Origin of the sequence: Deinococcus budaensis (assembly GCF_014201885.1) — a bacterium.
GTDB classification, from domain to species: Bacteria; Deinococcota; Deinococci; order Deinococcales; family Deinococcaceae; genus Deinococcus; species Deinococcus budaensis.
In genome coordinates this window covers 181,741-198,783 of the sequence record NZ_JACHFN010000007.1, presented here as the reverse complement: position 1 = coordinate 198,783, position 17,043 = coordinate 181,741, and the positions used below count along the sequence as shown (strand labels likewise).

The 17,043-nt window shown below is 61.7% G+C and carries 14 protein-coding genes; 13 read left to right on the top strand and 1 reads right to left on the bottom strand.

Annotation, left to right across the window (positions count from 1 at the left end; translation table 11 throughout):
• Positions 1 to 39 precede the first annotated feature (39 nt).
• On the top strand, positions 40 to 1,104 hold the full coding sequence (locus HNQ09_RS11095; RefSeq protein WP_184029124.1) for a mannose-1-phosphate guanylyltransferase: 1,065 nt from the start codon (positions 40 to 42) through the stop codon (positions 1,102 to 1,104).
• Positions 1,101 to 2,060: a type I phosphomannose isomerase catalytic subunit gene (locus HNQ09_RS11090; protein ID WP_184029121.1), complete on the top strand. Its 960-nt coding sequence runs from the start codon at positions 1,101 to 1,103 to the stop codon at positions 2,058 to 2,060. The genes HNQ09_RS11095 and HNQ09_RS11090 overlap by 4 nt, the downstream gene beginning before the upstream one ends.
• A 93-nt stretch (positions 2,061 to 2,153) precedes the next feature.
• Here the strand turns inward: HNQ09_RS11090 and HNQ09_RS11085 are convergent, their stop codons facing one another.
• A complete protein-coding gene (locus HNQ09_RS11085; protein ID WP_184029118.1) occupies positions 2,154 to 2,840 on the bottom strand; it encodes an acetyltransferase in 687 nt (228 codons plus the stop codon).
• A 100-nt stretch (positions 2,841 to 2,940) separates the two neighbouring features.
• Here HNQ09_RS11085 and HNQ09_RS11080 point away from each other — a divergent pair, with 100 nt between their 5' ends.
• From HNQ09_RS11080 to HNQ09_RS11030, 11 genes are all read left to right on the top strand, one after another.
• Positions 2,941 to 4,332, top strand: a complete 1,392-nt coding sequence (locus tag HNQ09_RS11080) for a hypothetical protein (RefSeq protein WP_184029115.1) — start codon at positions 2,941 to 2,943, stop codon at positions 4,330 to 4,332.
• A gap of 124 nt (positions 4,333 to 4,456) precedes the next feature.
• Positions 4,457 to 5,962 carry an O-antigen ligase family protein gene (locus tag HNQ09_RS11075; RefSeq protein ID WP_184029112.1) on the top strand — a complete coding sequence of 502 codons (1,506 nt, stop codon included), beginning with the start codon at positions 4,457 to 4,459 and terminating at the stop codon, positions 5,960 to 5,962.
• A gap of 296 nt (positions 5,963 to 6,258) precedes the next feature.
• Entirely contained in the window at positions 6,259 to 6,774 is a 516-nt protein-coding gene (locus HNQ09_RS11070) for a hypothetical protein (protein WP_184029109.1), read from the top strand.
• A 55-nt stretch (positions 6,775 to 6,829) separates the two neighbouring features.
• Positions 6,830 to 7,969, top strand: coding sequence for a glycosyltransferase family 4 protein (locus tag HNQ09_RS11065; protein ID WP_184029107.1), 1,140 nt, complete (start codon positions 6,830 to 6,832; stop codon positions 7,967 to 7,969).
• Complete coding sequence (locus tag HNQ09_RS11060) at positions 7,966 to 9,156, top strand: CgeB family protein (protein WP_184029106.1); 1,191 nt, start codon at positions 7,966 to 7,968, stop codon at positions 9,154 to 9,156. Before HNQ09_RS11065 ends, HNQ09_RS11060 begins: the two co-directional genes overlap by 4 nt.
• Position 9,157: 1 nt before the next feature.
• A complete protein-coding gene (locus HNQ09_RS11055) occupies positions 9,158 to 10,060 on the top strand; it encodes a glycosyltransferase (RefSeq protein WP_184029104.1) in 903 nt (300 codons plus the stop codon).
• Entirely contained in the window at positions 10,057 to 11,862 is a 1,806-nt protein-coding gene (locus tag HNQ09_RS19170) for a sugar transferase (RefSeq protein ID WP_184029102.1), read from the top strand. The genes HNQ09_RS11055 and HNQ09_RS19170 overlap by 4 nt, the downstream gene beginning before the upstream one ends.
• A gap of 157 nt (positions 11,863 to 12,019) precedes the next feature.
• On the top strand, positions 12,020 to 13,678 hold the full coding sequence (locus HNQ09_RS19270; protein ID WP_184029100.1) for a polysaccharide biosynthesis tyrosine autokinase: 1,659 nt from the start codon (positions 12,020 to 12,022) through the stop codon (positions 13,676 to 13,678).
• A gap of 18 nt (positions 13,679 to 13,696) precedes the next feature.
• Positions 13,697 to 14,743 carry a GDP-mannose 4,6-dehydratase gene (gmd, locus tag HNQ09_RS11040; protein ID WP_184029098.1) on the top strand — a complete coding sequence of 349 codons (1,047 nt, stop codon included), beginning with the start codon at positions 13,697 to 13,699 and terminating at the stop codon, positions 14,741 to 14,743.
• Positions 14,743 to 15,690 (top strand): GDP-L-fucose synthase family protein, encoded by a 948-nt coding sequence (locus tag HNQ09_RS11035; protein ID WP_281378312.1) that lies wholly within the window; start codon positions 14,743 to 14,745, stop codon positions 15,688 to 15,690. The genes gmd and HNQ09_RS11035 overlap by 1 nt, the downstream gene beginning before the upstream one ends.
• Complete coding sequence (locus HNQ09_RS11030) at positions 15,657 to 17,018, top strand: oligosaccharide flippase family protein (protein ID WP_246363294.1); 1,362 nt, start codon at positions 15,657 to 15,659, stop codon at positions 17,016 to 17,018. Before HNQ09_RS11035 ends, HNQ09_RS11030 begins: the two co-directional genes overlap by 34 nt.
• The last annotated feature ends 25 nt before the right edge of the window (positions 17,019 to 17,043 follow it).

Sequence of the window (17,043 nt, the reverse complement as noted above, 5' to 3'; positions counted from 1 at the left end):
CTTGCTGCGACGCAGACCCTGACGAAGGAGTGCAGAGCGATGTTCTATCCAGTGATTCTGGCGGGGGGGAGTGGCGAACGCTTCTGGCCCCTCTCGCGCAAGCGGAAGCCCAAGCAGTTCCTTACCCTCGATGATGGTGGCCGCAGTCTCTTGCAAGCCACAGCTGACCGGCTGACCGAAACTTGTGGAGATCAGGAACGGCTGATGGTGGTCACGGCCAGTGATCACCGAACTCAAGTGTTGGAGCATCTGCCTGAGCTTCCCCTGGAAAACCTCCTGGTGGAGCCAGTCCCGCGTGACACGGCAGCAGCCATTCTGTATGCAGCCTTGACCATCGCCCGTGAGGACCCCCTGGCCGTGATGGGTGTATTTCCTGCCGACCACCGCATCCAGGATCAAGCAGCGTTCACTGGGGTCCTTGCCCAGGCCGTCCAGCATGCTGCGGCCCAAGACCACCTCGTGACTCTGGGCATTGCCCCGCAGTTTCCTGCCACAGGTTATGGATATATCGAACGTGGGGAGATATTCCCTGAGACGGCGGGAAAGATGTACGCCGTTCGCCGCTTTACCGAGAAACCGGACGCTGAGACGGCGGCAGAGTTTCTGGCGACCGGGCGCTATCTCTGGAACAGCGGGATGTTCGTGTGGCGAGTCCAGGTGATCCTGGAAGCTTACAAAACGTTCGTGCCCGAGCTGTATGGCCCCATGGCCGAGGCGGCACAGGTGCGTGGGGGGTTACGCCGGATCTACCCTGGTCTGCCGCGAATCAGTGTGGACTACGCGATTCTGGAGCGTGCCAACAACGTGGCCGTGATTCCAGCCGATCTGGGTTGGGATGATCTGGGAGACTGGAATGCCCTCGAGCGACTGCTGAAGGGCGATGGGGATAACGTTGCTGTGGGACGGCACATTGGCCTGGATACGGGGGGCGCCATCCTCTACACGACGGGCGGCGATGACCTGATCGCGACAATCGGTCTGGAAGACGTGGTGGTCGTGCGAGCCGGGGACGTTACCCTGGTGGTGCGCAAAGACCGGACGCAGGACATTAAGAAGGTTGTGAGCCAGCTCAAGAGCTTTCCGGAGCTGGAAAAATTCGTATGAGAGATGAGCAGGCTCCGGTGGTCGAATCATCGGCTCGCTGGTTGCCCCTGCGTCTGGCCCCAGTCTTCAAGGAGCGCGTCTGGGGTGGCCACCGGCTCACCTCGACCCCTGAGGCGGCGCCGGTTGGGGAAGCCTGGCTGATTCACGAGGATCAGGAGGTGCAGGAGGGACCAGCCCGGGGGATGACCCTAGCGACTCTGGCCGCTGAATTCCCTAATGAGCTGCTGGGGAACGCTGTGAGAGGGTCCCGCTTCCCCCTGCTGATCAAGCTTCTGGACTGCCAGGAGTGGTTGAGCGTTCAGGTGCATCCAGACGACGAGCAGGCCCGACGCCTGGCTGGCCCTGCAGAGAATGGCAAGACCGAAGCCTGGTATGTCCTGGAGGCGGCGCCAGGGGCTGAGTTGGTTGCGGGCGTGCAGCAGGGGGTTTCCGAGCAACTCCTGAGGGAGGTCATTCTGGCGGGGGAGGTGTCGACTCTGGTGCAGCGCCGTCCCATCAACGCGGGAGACAGCTTGCTTGTCCCAGCAGGCACCATCCACGCCCTAGGACCGGGCCTGCTGATCTACGAGGTGCAGCAGACCAGTGACATCACCTACCGAGTGTACGACTGGGACAGGCCTGTCAGCGCAGGCCGCAAGCTGCATCTCGCGGAGAGTGCGGAGGTTGCGAGGCCAGGCCAGGCTTTGTTTGCCCCGCCGCACCCGGGCGAGAAGATTCAGGAAGTGGTGCAGTGCGCTTACTTCACCCTACAGCGCCTGACGGTAGAGGCGACTCCCCTCAGGGCCGACACCATGGGTGAGCGGTGCCATTGCCTGACGGTAGTTTCCGGGGAGGTGCGTGTGGCCACGGCCACTGAACACGCCGTGCTCAGGCCGTTTGAAACCGTGCTGTTGCCAGCTGCGCTCGGACCGTATGAACTGTGGGGCGATGGGGAAGTGTTGAGAGCCATGCCATGATTGAGGGTCGCGAGTGTACAGGCCTCCCGGCGGCGCGACAGGTCTCCTGCTCAAGGCAGGACCTGCGCGTCAGTGATCTGGGCCAATCGGATATCATAGGTGCCAGCCAGGCTCCCGGTGTTTGATGGGTTTGGCAGGCAGGCCAACGGCCGTGCAATTGGCTGGGATGGACCGGGCGACCACGGCACCGGCGCCGATGATGCTCCACTCTCCGATTTCCACGCCCTGAATGAGGGTAGCGTTGGTGCCCACGTCTGCGCCTTCGCCAATGCTTACGTTACCACTGAGAATCGCGGCCGGGGCGACGGTCACGTAGTCGCCGATCACGTCGTCGTGGGCCACCGTCGCCTGGATATTAATCAGCACATGGTTGCCGATCTGGTAATCAGTGGTGGTGGTGACGTGAGCGCAGATCACCACGCCTTCGCCTAGCTGCGTTCCGCTGCCGATAACGGCTGTGGGATGGATGAGTGTCCGAAAGCGCCGGGGACCGAGCGTCTGCACGCGTTGGACCACCCTGCGGCGCGTGGCTGGCGAGCCGATTCCGACAACTACCTCGACGTCCGGGTGGTCAGTCAGCCACTCCAGATCCCCGAGCACGGGTGCGCCCCGGACGTCTGTGCCGTGGGTGGCCGCAGCGCTGTCAAGCCATCCGAGAAATTCAATGTGGTCCACATCGCCTGCCTCGCGGTTGTGATCCTGCACCACCTGATGCAGCTCGCGGGCTAGGCCTCCTGTACCCACAATAACGAGGCGGGTCACCTTGCGTTCACGGTCCATAGGTCCAGAGTACCTGCTGGCCTCAGCCTGGTTCACCTCAACGGAACGGATGTGAGACGCCAGAGGGTCAGGCGGGAGTTAGGGTAGCTACACTGACCGGGTGACGAGCACCCGCGTAGCAACCATTCGCAAGAAGCCAGGGGGTGTGGTGTCTTCGACCGCCGCACTTGTGCTCGGCTTGACCGCTGCCTTCCTCGTGTTTTTTACCTCGCCGCTGCCCCTGACCAGCAACCTGCTGTATCTGCTGGGAATATTGCTGATGGTCGGTGCAGTGATCTACGTGCCGCAGCTGCGTTTAAACCGCACCCAGACGTTGAGTCCGCGCAACTTGATGCTCCTGAGTTTCGCGCTCAAGATTGTGGTGGTTCCCATTCTGGTTGCTCGGGCTGGTTATTCCCAGGGCCTGCTACCCAACCTTCCAACGCTGCCTTATATCCATCAGGCGCACGGGGTCTATATCTCGGCGATGATAGCCGCCTTCGTCGGCTTTACTGTGGTGCACCGTGTGCCCCGGCACGAGCGCATCTGGGCACTGCCTAACTGGCTGTTGATTGTGCTGGGAATGCTGGCTCTGCCCGCTGCCCTGTATCAGCTCTTGGTGGTGCTGGCAGGTACACGCGGAGCAGGTGTAGCCACACCAAGCAGCTCCAACATCTTTCAAGTAGCGAGCACCTTTTTCAGAGCTCTCGCCCCTGTCGTACTCCTGACGGTGCTGTTTGGCCGCAGACCTGTTAAGGGCTGGCAGACCTTTCCTTTCTGGAAGCTGGCTCTGGGCACCGCCTTGATGGTGACGGTGACCTTTAGCATTAACCGCGCCAACATTATCTATCCTTCACTGGCGCTGTTCACTGTATATGCCCTCTTTAACACCAGACTGCGTTATAGTCAGATCGTGCTCTTGGGTGTGCTTGCACTGACCGCCGTGTTCTATGCGGGGCAGGCGCGAGAGCGGTACCTGCTGGGTGAGTACGCCTACCAGACCCGCAAGCACCTGTCCAGAGCGGACAATGCGATTGAAGGAGCGCAGGTGTATTTCAATGCGCCGCAGTTCGGGGCCTACGCGATCCGTGAATTTGACGACGCGCCACCAACGTTGACGGCGTCTCTTTTGGAGTCGGTTCCGGTCCTCGGAGAACGGTTCCGTTCGGGGAGCGGATCTTACCTTTACAACTTCTCAATTTACCGCCACTTTAGGGCGCGCGACCAGGTATATCCGGCACCCATCGAGGTTTTTGTGAATCTCGGCTGGCTTGGCGTCTTGGGAGTGTATCTGGCGGTGGGGGCACTCATTGCAGCTCTACACAATGTGTTTGTGTCTGCACGGCGTAACGTCTTTCTCGCCTATATCTCAGCCTACCTGACGTTGCTGGTCTGTGCCAGTATTAACCTCAGTGTGAGTGTCGTGGGTCAATTCGCGGTCTATAGCGCTACGCCCTTTCTTGTGCTCTGGGGCTGGATGGCTCTGGCGCGCTACCGGTGGGCCGCTTCCTGAGCCTCGGTTGTGGGCCGTTGACTGCGCGCGTTAACTCTGCCTGTCAGAACAGTATCTTGCGGGCTATGCGGTGTGCTGACGGTTGGACAGAGTGTTGAGACAGCGTCTTCTCAATCTGTGGCTCATGGCACTTCCCCTCATTCCCGGTCTGGGTGTCCTGGGTCTGGCGGGCGTGAGGTTCTGGGCGGGGCTGCATCCCGTCGCGCTGCAGGTGTTCGGGTGGTTCGCCCTGACGCAGCAGGTAGCGGCACTCCTTACCCCAGACCCATTGCTGGCCAGCTTTCTGGCAGCGGCTCGCTCTGCGCTGCTGCTCGGACTGCTGAGTCTGGGAAGCCGCCTGGGGTCTGGACGTGCCCTGTGGCCCGTGTTGTTTGGTGGTGTCGGGGTAGGGCTTACGGCTCTGGTCACCTCGGAGCAGTTTCGGCTGGGCGGCCTCCTGTCAGCGCGTCTGGCTCACCCCTACCTGACCGAGGTATCCCTGGGAATTCTGGGGACCTTGGGCGTCCTACTCAGTTTATTCACGCCGATGAAGTGGATTTGGAAGGTGTTGGGCGTCTTGGGATTCGCGGGACTGCTGCTCCTGAGCGGCAGCCGTGGGCCTCTCCTGATGCTGGGCGCTGGTCTGGCAGCCGGTCTTCTGTTGTCGTTGACTACCCGGCGCGCTCGGCTGACCGCCTTGGCAGTGGGGGCAGCTCTCATGGTGCTGGGCGTCGCTGTTTTGGGACAGGGTCAGGGTCCCGAATTTATGGCGCGGCTGTTGACCCTGGACAGTACAGGACGTGATCTCGTCTGGCTCAACACCTTGACTACCATTCAAAATTTTCCCCTGGGAGGTGTAGGTCCCTATCTGCTGGGATCTACCCTTGCCGATCCGGTGCAGACCTGTACGCTCTGGCCGACACTGGCGGAGGCTGGTTACAGCTGCCCGGCGTGGCTCTCAGCACTGGGTCAGCCCTGGCTGATCGCCCACAACGGGATATTGCAGCAGTTGGGCGAGTCAGGCGTGATCGGAACGGCAGGATTGCTCCTGCTGTGGGGTACCGTCCTGGCCGCCACAGTGCGGCGCCGGGACCCCGCTGCTGCTGCGCTCATCGCGGCTATTCTGATTGGCAGCCTGCTTGACAACACCACTCTCCTGCCCAGTCCATTTTTTGCGGAGGTATTTTGGCTCACCGCCGGGATGGTGCTGTCCAGGGAGGGCCGAGTGACATCAGATTCCTTCGTGCCAGGATCGCTCACGTGGCGTCCCTTGCTATGGGGCACCAGCGTACTGGGCATCATGGGCTTTCCCCTGCTGGCCGCCCTCCGGGTACCCTCGGAGACGCCCGTGCGCCTGGTGACGCTAAATGCCGACACACTTGTCGTCCCCAACTCGCCCTACCGGGTGTATGTCCGGCTTGAGGGTGCGCAGGGACCCTACCGCCTGGCCCTGCGCACCTGTCGCACCTTTTGCCAGACCGTGGCGGTCCAGGCTTTCGAGGTCAGTCAGGGCCGTGCGGAGGTGTGGCTTGAAGGTCAGCTAGTGCCCTCAGCACAGCGAATGAATCTGCTGCTGTTGCCAGGAACGGCAGCACCCTGGAGCCTGCGCCCGCTGGCCGCCGTCCAGTGGTCCGTTCGGAGAGTGCCATGACAGTCCGCTTCCCTACATTGCTGACGCTGCTGATGTTCCTGCTGCTCTTGACTGCACTCGTATGGCTCCCCGGGCGGGCCGACGCTCCTGCGGCATTTCTCCCGCCTGCCCAGCAACAATGCGTGCCGCAAGGTTTGGCTCTACAGGGAGAACGATATCCACGAAGTACGCTACCCACCCCTGAGGGAACGGTACTCACACTCCCGGCGACGCTCGGCTTAATGGCTTGCGAACCAGGCACTCTGACGGTCCGGGCCACCTCGGTCGGTCGGGGGAAGGTACCTCCGGTGGTAAGCGTGAGTCTGAATGCCCGGCCTGCGCTGAGCCGTGTGGTCGAGGACACGCAGACGCTGAAGTTCGACCTGAATGAGCCGACCCGCGTGACCGTCGGGTTTCTGAACCAGACTTATGCCCTGGAATTGAGGTCGGTGGAGCTTCTTCAGGTGCTGCTGCGTGGGGCGGAGGCCTGCCCGGGACCACTGCCGGGCCGGGTCGCCGAGCAGTCTGGAGCCTGGAACCCGTCCAGTGCCAGTGGCCGCCTGTTCGGCTCCTCCCCGCTGATCCTGGATACGTGTGGTGCGGCGCAGGTGCGCGTGCGCGTGAAGGGCAATGCCGCCGGGGGACAGTGGCCGCAGTTGCAGGTCGCCGGGCTGGCTCAGGACCCGGAGGCAACCGTCACAGTCAAAGGTGCCCGGACCTTCCTCTTCGACTTGGCGCCTGGCAAAAAGTTGTCCCTGCGCCTGCTCAATCCGCTGGTGAAGGAGGCGGTCAACAGCCAGTTGCGCGTCGCTGTGAGTTTCGAACCACAATAAGGAGAGGCGTCTATGCTCAGCCTATATTTGGACGAACGTGTTCTAATGCGTCCGGATGCGTATTCTCAAGCTCGCCCACTCCTATCTCCCGGAGAGGACAGGAATATCGGAAGTCGCCCGCCGCCTCGCAGAGGGCCTGGTCCAGCGCGGTCACGAGGTGCATGTGGCGACCAGTTGGACGCCAGGTCGGCCCCGTGAAACCGTGATTAACGGCGTGCACGTTCACGCCTTCGAGCTGAGGGGCAACTGGATGCAGGGGATATCAGGTAGCGTTGCAGAGCAGGAAAGGTACCGCGCCCTGGTGTTTGATCAGCAGTGGGATGTCCGGCATTTCCATGCTGGTCGGACATGGACGCTGGACCTGTTGCTCGACGACATCGTCGGATTGTCGGGAAGAAAGATTTACACGCCTCACGGTCTTCCAGACTGGCAAACCGAGGCCTGGCGCCCCTATTACGACAAGATGCGCCAACTGTTCTTCGCTTTTGACCGGGTCGTATGCCTGTCCGAGACCTTTGAGGACAAGCCGTTTTGCGAGTCGATCGGCCTTGACGCCGTGGTGATTCCCAATGGAGTCGATCTGAGCGAGTTCGAGCAGGAGCCTGAAGGGATGCGGACCAAGTGGGGCCTTGAGGACCGGCCTTTCCTCGTTAATGTCTCCAACCACTCCCCACCTAAGGGACACCACCGTCTGATAGAGCTGGCCCGCCGAATGCCTGACATGCAGGTGGTCGGGATCGGTAACCACTACCCGGCCGAAAAATGGAATTTGGGTCGGCTGGGCGTCAAGGGCGGCTGCTACTACCGCTGCCGACAGGCGCAGCGTAGGCTCGAGAACCTCAGTTGGCAAGAGAGGATGCCCCGAGCACAGATCGTGTCGGCTCTACGGGAAGCCGACCTGTTCGTTCTCACATCCGTCCGGGAAGCGGCGCCCCTTGTCATTCTGGAAGCGATGGCCGCAGGACTTCCCTGGGTGTCCTTTGACGTGGGCAACCTCCGCGAGAATGCGGGGGGCGTCATCGTCGAATCTGTCAAGGAGATGGAGCAGACCATTCGCGCCCTGCTGGGTGATTCCGAGCGTCGCAGGGAGCTGGGTGCGGCTGGGCAGCGGCAAATCCAGGAACGGCATTCCTGGGAGACCATCACCGACCAGTACGAAGCGCTCTATGCCCAGCCGTCAGTGGTTCCAGCATGAAGATCCTGTGTCTGTTCAGCGAGTTTCAGTACGGCCGTCCCGAACTGGGGACCGGTATTGAGTATGCCGCCCTCATGCCTGCTCTGGAGCGGCTGGGGCATCAGGTCATCCATTTCGAGACCTGGCACAAGGCTGCCCACGCAGATTTTCTCGAGCTGAACTTCCGGTTGCTGGAAGTGGTTGAGCGCGAACGGCCGGAAGTCATTTTCGCCGTCCAAGTGCACTATGAGGTCTGGACCGAAGTGCTCGACCTGCTGCGCGCCCGGGGCGATACCGTATTGATTAACTGGACCACCGACGATTCCTGGAAGTACTGGCAGTTCTCCAGGTTCATCGCCCCGCATTACCACGCGATCTCCACGACTTACCCGGACAAGGTGGAGGCGTATCACCGCGACGACCACTTCAATGTGTGGCTGACTCAGTGGGCAGCGGCGGCACAGACATTACAGCCGCCGCTGCCCGCCGCCGAGTGCACATACGCCGTCAGTTTCGTCGGCGCGGCGCACGGTGACCGTCAAGAACGGGTAGCGGCACTGGCTCAGCGTGGCATTCACGTCGAGTGCTTCGGCCATGGGTGGCCCAGCGGCCCTGTGGAAGCCAGTGCCATCCCCGAGATCATGCGGCGCTCGGTCATCAGTCTGAACTTCGCTAACTCCATGGGCGCCAACCAGATCAAGGCGCGGACCTTCGAGGTTCCGGGGGCGGGCGGCTTCCTGCTGACCGATCCCGCCGCCGGCCTCGAGCGGTATTACCGTATTGGCGAGGAGATCGACGTCTTCACGTCGCTGGATGACCTCGGCGACAAGATCAGGCATTACCTAGCCCATCCTGAAGAGCGGGATACGATCGCCCGGGCCGGCTTCGAGCGGACTGCGACGGAGCACACTTACGATGCCCGTTTGCGCGAACTGCTGGCTTTCGCATTCCAGCAGTTTGGAGAGGCGGCGGATCGCCCCGCGCCGCGCGTGGTGGACTCCGGCCACCTGGCCCGCCTGCACAGCCGGGGACCCGTCATCAAGACCGTCCGCGCGGCGGCCCTGGCAGGAGCGCGGCGCATCTGGGGTCCTGACAAAGGCCCCCGCGCCGCCCGGCGCCTGGCTTTCGAGCTTTCGTGGCGTTTGGCTGGTGCACGAACCTACAGCGCAGCGGGTCTGCCCGGTAGGCTGTTTTACGAGGAGAGCTGAGGTGACGCCTCCGACCCTTTGTGTGGTGATTCCGGTGTTCAATGCCGGGGCGTACCTCGCGCAGGCTCTGGCGTCGGTGCAAGTGCAAACGTTCGCGGATTGGGAGCTGATCGTGCTGGATGACGGCTCCACGGACGACTCTCTCAAGGTCGCGCGGGCATTCGCCGCCGCAGATCCCCGGATCACGGTGCGGCACGACGGCGAAAACCGGGGTCTGGTCTTTCGTCTCAACCAGATGCCGACCCTGACTACGGCTCCGCTGCTCGCGCGGATGGATGCGGACGACCTGATGCATCCCGAGCGCCTGGCCCGGCAGGTAGAGGTGTTCGCTCAGCGGCCGGAGCTGGATGTGCTAGGAACCGCCGCTTATGCGATAGACCAGTCGAGCGAGCCTTACGGCTTCAAGGCGGCTCCGCCGATTCCAGAAGATGCCGCAGGTTTTCTGGCCGCCTCTCCTTTAATTCACCCCTCGGTCATGCTGCGCCGCGCCTGGCTGGCCCAGCACCCCTACGATGCCTGCTATGAACGGGCCGAGGACTATGAGCTGTGGTGGCGCACCCAGCCGCACACGGTGTTTATGAATCTCTCTGAACCCCTGCTGTTCTACCGGGAACGGGGCTTGCCCTACCGGGGAAAATACCGTCGCTCCTCGCGCGCGCGGCGGCGCCTGCTGCGTCAGGTCGGCCGTCAGGCTCCGTGGCGCGGGCTGGCAGTCCAGGTCGCCGCCGCCACGCTGGTCAAGGACCTGCTGTATGACCTGGCGACGGTGGCGCGTAGGGAACATCGGCTGATTGAGCGGCGTTCTCGCCCGCTGACGGCTGCCGAACTGCTGGACGCCCGTCTGGCCCTCGGCCCAGCCCTGGAAGCTGCCCGGCGCCTGACCGCCTCTGAGGGCGTGGGATGAGCCGCCGGATTCCTGAATTGCCCAGCGCCGTGCGGGTGCTGTACGCCGTCACGGTGCCCATCACGGCTGCCGCGTTTCTGACTGGACAACTGCGGACCCTGGTGCGCCGTGGGCACGCCGTGGGCTTGCTGACCTCCCCGGAGCCTGCTGAGGCCCTGCGGCAGACGGTGGAGGCCTCGGGCGTCACGCCAGTGCCGGTCCGTATGCGGCGGGAGATCGCGCCCCGACACGATCTGCGCGCCCTGGCGCAGGCGAACCGGGCCGTGCACAGCTTCCGGCCGCAGATCACCAATGTCGGCACTCCCAAAGCGGCCCTGTTGGTAGGTCTTGCGGCAGTCCTCCAGCGGGTACCTCTGCGCGTCTATACCCTGCATGGTCTCCGGTATGAAACGGCGACTGGACGGCAGCGCGCGGTGCTGAAGCTGGTCGAGCGCCTGACGTGTGCCTGCGCCCATCAGGTGGTGGCTGTCAGTCCCAGTCTTCGCCGTCAGGCCATCCAGGACCGGATCGTGGGTGAGCACCGTATCAGTGTTCTGGGATCAGGCAGTGCCGGTGGCGTCGCAGCCGTTGCCCCTCCCGAGCCAGCCGAGCTTGGCAGGTTGCGGGTGGCCCTGAACCTGCCCGAAGGGGTGCCCGTTATCGGTTTCGTGGGCCGTCTCGTAAAAGACAAGGGCGTGGCGGATCTCCTGAAAGCGTTTGAGACCGTTCTGGAAAGCTGTCCGGATGCTCATTTGCTGCTGGTGGGTGGGGACGACGCGACCGACCCCCTTCCTCCCGAGGTCCGTGAGCGCTTGGAGACACACCCGCAGATCGTACGGGTGGGGCATGTGGCCCAAGTGGCGCCCTACTACGCATTGATGACGGTGTTGGCGCTCCCGACTTACCGGGAAGGCTTGGGGTTGGTGGCGCTGGAGGCGGCCAGTGCTGGCCTCCCTGTCGTCACCACCACCGCGACGGGTGCTGTGGACACGGTGCTCCCCGGAAAAACAGGCTTACAGGTGCCGGTAGGTGACCCTGATGCCCTCGCTCAGGCCCTGCTGACCCTGCTGAACCAGCCTGCTCTGGCGGCGACCTACGGCCAAGAGGGCCGCAGCTGGGTGACCATGAACTTCTCACCGGTGCACGTTGAAGCGCAGTGGCTGGAGTTCTACGCCCATCACTGGCAAGGGCGTCAGCTGGCCCGGCAACACCCATGGAAACGCGGCACGGACATTCTGGTGGCCGGTAGCGGCTTGGTCCTGCTGGCGCTGCCTTTGCTGGGGCTGGCCTGGATGGTACGCACCCGGCTGGGCAGCCCGGTGCTGTTCGCCCAGACGCGCCCCGGCCTGAATGGGCTGCCTTTCACCATGTACAAGTTCCGGACCATGACCGACGCGCGTGACGCTGCGGGCCAACTGCTGCCCGATGCCGAACGCCTCACGGCCTTTGGCCGTCTGCTGCGGGCGACCAGTCTGGACGAGCTGCCTGAACTGTGGAACGTCCTGCGAGGAGACATGAGTCTGGTGGGGCCGCGCCCCTTGTTGATGGAGTACCTGCCCCTTTACAGCGAGGCTGAGGCCCGGCGTCATGAGGTGCGGCCCGGTATCACGGGGTGGGCGCAGGTCAATGGCCGCAACGCCATCGACTGGCCGACCAGATTTACGTTGGACGTCTGGTACGTCGATCACGTGTCCCCGGTACTGGACGCCCGCATCCTCTTGAGGACCCTCCTGAAAGTCATTCGCCGCGAAGGGATCAGCGCGGCCGGAGAAGCCACCATGACCAAATTCGTCGGTCAGCAGCCAACTGAAAGTGGACTGTGACTGGTCAGCAGCATCGGTTCAGCTGTGCAGCGAGCGTGATAAGCTCAAACGTTAGGAACGGTATCCGTGACAAAGGCGACTACGAACCACACACCAACGGCAGCAAGGCACTGGCCAGGCAACGGGCGGCACTTCTGCACATCCCACGGCGGTGGCCGTGAACCGTAACTTCGACAGCTCGCAAAATGCGTCGGGGACCCGCTCCAGTGGAGATTTGGACCTTGCTCTGGCAGGGCGCGCTCTGCTGCGCAACTGGCCTTGGCTGCTGCTGCTGAGTCTGGCAGTCGGATTGGCTGCCTACTTCTGGGCGCGCGCTCAGCCTCCGGTCTACCGCGCAGAGGCGGTCGTCCTGGCTTCCAATGGTCAGGCCAATTCCGGAGTGGTCAATCAGACGCTCGTGACTGCGCCGCCCCTGCCGGATGGGGCCGCGGAGCAGGCGCTGCACAGTTCCGCAGTGATCACGGCGATCGCGGAGGACTTGCAGGGCGTCGAGCAGCTGACTGCTCCAGAACGGGCCTCGCTGATTTCGGCACTGGAGACCGAGTTGCAGCGTAACGAGATCACCTCGTTGCAAATCATTCCCCAGATTGACCCCTACGGGAACGGCCTGTATACCCTGCAAGCCGACGCCAGGACAGCTACCGCCGCACGGATTCTGGCTGACACGGCGGCAACCAACCTCATCCGCTGGGACGCCAGCCGAGCTCTGGAGGGAATCGAGAAGAGTGCAGCCACCCTGCGGGCCCAGATCGCCGAGATCGAGCGGCGCCTGCAAACAGCGGGCAGTACGGGTGTCGAGCGTCAGACTCTGCTGTCGACACGCGCGTCTTTGCAGGAGAACTTGGCCCGCGTGTCGATCCTGTTGCAGGCGGCCAGCGGGACCCTGACCCGCGTCTCACCAGCCGCACAGCCGTTCGCGCCGATTGCACCTCAGCCTTTGTCGGCAGCCTTGCTGGGGGGACTGCTGGCCCTCTTGCTTGGCAGCGCCCTGACGGCGGCCCGCGCCCTGACCGACAAGACGGTCAAGGCGGAGGACGATCTGCTGGATTTCAACATTCCCACCCTGGGGGTTATTCCCAGGTTGCGGCGCCGGGACGTGATCTTGCGGGGAATCGTGGACCAAGGCAAGAGTGCCGGACTCTACGAGGCAGTGGGATTCTTACGCGTCAACATCCTTTCTATGTTTCAGCAACAGGACCGCTTGCGCCTGACGGTTTCGTCGACTGCACCCGGCGAAGGCAAAAGCAGCATCACCGCGACCCTGGCCGACGCGTTCGCTACCGCTGGCAAGAGGGTGCTGATCATCGACGGCGACCTGCGCCGCGGCACCCAGCAACAGGTATGGGAAAAGTACAGCGCCTCGCACGACTGGAAGCCGTTGGTGGGGATGGGCGGCAGCCGCAACCTGCAAGACGCCTTGAAGAATCCGGATAACGTTCAGGTGCTGCGCGTAGAACCCAACGTCGATTTGCTGCCTGCTGGCCCTGGACTACATGAAAGTCTGGTGCTGCTGACCCAGCTTGATCTCGGGGCTATCCTCGACCGCTGGAGTCAGGCCTATGACATTGTGCTGATCGATAGTCCACCCTTGTTGGCTATCGCCGATGGGCTGGTGCTCGCCCGCCACACCGACGGCATTGTGCTGGTTACTGAGGCCCGCACGACATCCCTCCAGGCAATCCGGGCGGCGCTGCGCCGAGTCGAGCGAAGTGGGCTGCACGTCATCGGCTTCGTACTGAATAAGGTGGATGTTCAAAAGGATACGACCTACAGCTACAGTTACACGCCACGAACAACCCAGCACAGCCTGGACTGAATACAAAGGAAAGCGAACATGAAGAGAGCACTCTTAACCGGAATCACAGGTCAGGACGGATCGTACTTGACAGAGCTGTTGCTCTCCAAGGGATACGAGGTGCACGGGATCATTCGCCGCGCTTCGACCTTTAATACAGACCGCATCGATCACCTGTATCACGACCCACACGAGTCGGGCGCCCAGATGTTCTTGCATTACGGGGATCTGTCAGACTCTTCAGGTCTTCGAATGTTGCTGGAGAAGGTCCAGCCCGCTGAGGTCTATAACCTCGGTGCCCAGAGCCATGTCAAGGTCAGTTACGACCAAGCGGAATACACCGCTGACGTGACAGGGTTGGGAACCCTACGTCTTTTGGAGGGTATTCGCGACTACCAGGACCGCACAGGCTTGCAGGTGCGCTTCTACCAAGCCAGCAGCAGTGAGATGTTCGGAGCGGCCGCGCCTCCCCAGGGTCTACAGACACCTTTTCATCCCCGCAGTCCATATGCTGTCGCCAAAGTCTATTCTTACTGGCAAACGGTCAACCACCGCGAGGCCTATGACCTGTATGCCTGTAACGGCATCCTGTTCAACCATGAGTCTCCCCGGCGTGGGGAGACCTTTGTGACTCGCAAGATTACCCGCGCTGTGGGCCGGATCAAGATGGGACTGCAGGACAAGCTCTACCTGGGAAATCTGGAGGCCAAACGTGACTGGGGCCATGCCCGCGACTACGTGGAAGCCATGTGGATGATGTTGCAGCAGGACAGTCCACGTGATTACGTCATCGCTACCGGTGAGGCGTACAGTGTGCGCGAGTTTGCCGAGCGCGCCTTTGCCCTGGTCGGTCTTGAGGCTGACAATTATATTGAAATCGATCCACGTTACTTCCGTCCTGCCGAGGTAGATTACCTGCTAGGCGACATGGAAGAAACCCGCCGGAAGCTGGGGTGGAGTCCAAAAACCAGCTTTGAGCAGCTGGTGCAGGAGATGGTCGACCATGACCTTGAACTCGCCCGGCAGGAGAAGACCTTGATTGATGCCGGGCACCAGATCGCGCTCAAGGGTGTAGGGAACACCTGATGCCGGAGATGGACCCAAGCGCCCGTATCTATGTGGCGGGCCACCGTGGTCTGGTCGGTGGCGCGATTGTGCGCCGCTTGGAGACCGAGGGATACAGGCACCTGATCACCAGGACCAGTCAGGAGTTGGATCTGCGCAATCAGGCCGCTGTTCAGACGTTTTTTCGGGAAGAGCGACCTGATTATGTTTTCTTGGCTGCTGCTAAGGTGGGAGGTATTCTGGCCAACAGCACCTACCCGGCTCAGTTTCTTTATGACAACTTGATGATCGCTGCGAACGTAATTCACTCCGCTCATGAGGCTGGAGTGAAGAAATTGCTCAACTTAGGATCAAGCTGTATCTACCCGAGGCTGGCTCCGCAGCCTCTGAAAGAGGACTACCTGTTGACTGGGCCTTTGGAGGAGACGAACCGGGCATACGCAGTCGCCAAGATTGCCGCTATTGAACTGTGTGACCACTACCGCGCGCAATATGGGGCAGATTTCATCAGTGGTATGCCTACCAATCTGTACGGTCCCGGCGACAATTTCGATCTTAAAGGTTCTCACGTGTTGCCCGCGTTGCTGCGCAAGATGGTAGAGGCCAAGGAGGCCGATGCCCCTCAGGTTGAGGTATGGGGATCAGGAACGCCGTTACGGGAGTTCCTGTATGTCGACGATCTCGCGGATGCTTGCCTTTTCCTGATGGAGCATGTCTCCGAGCCAGGTCCAATCAACATCGGCACCGGGGAGGACCTGACTATTCGGGAACTGGCCGAACTGATTGCGAATGTAGTGGGTTACCGGGGTGACCTGAAATTCGATGCCAGTAAGCCCGACGGTACCCCCAGAAAATTGATGGATGTATCCAAGCTGCGCGACCTGGGTTGGACGGCCTCTACTGATCTCCACACAGGTATCACCCAGACGCTGGGATGGTATCTGCAGCAGCGTTCTCCGGTTTCCTGAGAATTCTGAATGTGACAGGCCGAATTCGGAGGGTATGGAACAAGGTCCAACACAGCGGTCTGTCTAGCACTCTCGGGTGGGCACTTGGGTCAGCGCTGGTATCCCAGAGTTTGAACATTGCCAACTCGATTGTCCTGGCCCGGCTCCTGGGTGCTGACGGCTTCGGGCGATACAGCCTTATTCTCATGACCGTGGCCATTGGCAGCAGTGTCGGGTCATTCGGTTTAGGGGTTACGGCGACGCGCTTCGTTGCCAGCGAGCGAGGTCAGGGGGGTGCCCGCCTGCGGGCGCTGGTGAGTTTTATCAGCAGCGTCTCTCTGCTGGCCTCCTTGGTATGTGGCCTGCTGCTGTTCCTGTTGGCACCCATCTTGGCGTCATATGTCGCAGGAGGGACAGGACTGGAAGTGGCGTTTGCGCTGTCCTCCCTTTATCTGCTTGGCTCGTCAATTGATTTGGTCATGATAGGGCTTCTGACTGGGTTCGAGCGATTTCGTACCCTGTTGATGACTGGACTGATCAAAGGTGTTGGGGCTGTGCTGTTGAGCTTCCTGCTGACTCGAAGCCTCGGGCTTTCAGGCGCAATTCTGGGGATGGGGATCGTGAGTGTGATGGGGGCGGCCCTCAATTTTGGGGCCGTACGGCGGGTACTGCCTGCGCGCTCTATGCCTGCCATGACACTCGGTCCCGGCGAACGGCGTCAGCTGCTGAGCTTCAGCATGCCGGTCATGCTGGCCTCCTTACTGGTAAACCCCAGCACCTGGTTGGGATCTGTAATGGTCAGCCGTCTACCCGGAGGCGCCGTACTGCTGGCAGAGTTTGCGGTGGTACGCAACTGGATGATCGTGCTGCAGTTCTTTCCCGTCCAGATCGCTCAGGCTCTGTTGCCTTTCCTCTCGCGGGTGCGGTCTGGGGGAAACCGGGACACTTCACGGTGGTCAATTCTACTGGTGACTCTGATCGCTGTGGTTCTGGGCATCATAACATTCCCAGTGGGTTTGTGGTTTACGCGCTTGTACGGCTTGTCGGGTCCCTCACTTACTGTGAGTTTCGTCCTGATTGTCGGGGCCTCTGTTGTGGCTGCCACCAACACGATAGTCGGGCACGTGGTGATGAGCACCGGACGCTCCTGGCCCAGGCTGATTGCTGATCTTTCAATCGCCTTGAGTTTTGTCATGGTGGTCTATTGGCTAACGGCCGTGAGGTCACTGGGTTCGGTCGCTTTGGCCTCCGGTACTGCATTTTCATTGATGGTCGGTGCGTTAGTGATTGGCGCGTTTTACCTGTCCCCCCACCAGAGGCAGAAGTCGCCGAGAGACTCAGCAGCCTAGCCGGACGTGCCCTCGTCCGCTGGAC